Raw genomic sequence first — 401 nt, forward strand, 5'->3', positions numbered from 1 at the left:
GCGTCAGTCACTGGATCGCAGGCCACTGGACGCCAACCAGCTGGTGCATTCCCTGGAAGACTTGCTCAGCCGGACCAAGGGCGATCACATCGAGCTCAAACTGAAGCTGGCCAATGAGGTCTGGCCGGTCAGTACCGATGTCAGCCAACTGGAAAACGCCTTGCTCAACCTCGTGATCAACGCCCGGGATGCGATGCCCGATGGCGGCGAGTTGTTGATCGAAACCGCCAATGTTCACCTCGACGGCAGCGACGTCACTCCGCTGGAGCCAGTCAGGGCCGGGGATTACCTGATGATTGCCGTCAGCGACAACGGTGCCGGCATGACCCCATCAGTACTGGCCAAGGCCTTCGATCCGTTCTTCACCACCAAACCCATCGGCCAGGGCACCGGCCTTGGGT

The 401-nt window shown here is 60.8% G+C and carries 1 protein-coding gene; it reads left to right on the forward strand.

All coding sequences use genetic code 11. The annotated features are described in order from the left end of the window. A partial coding sequence (locus AC1DF0_RS32520) for an ATP-binding protein (protein WP_477577734.1) occupies positions 1 to 401 on the forward strand: 401 nt, incomplete at both ends.

It is taken from the genome of Paenibacillus sp. 05T425 (assembly GCF_056396205.1).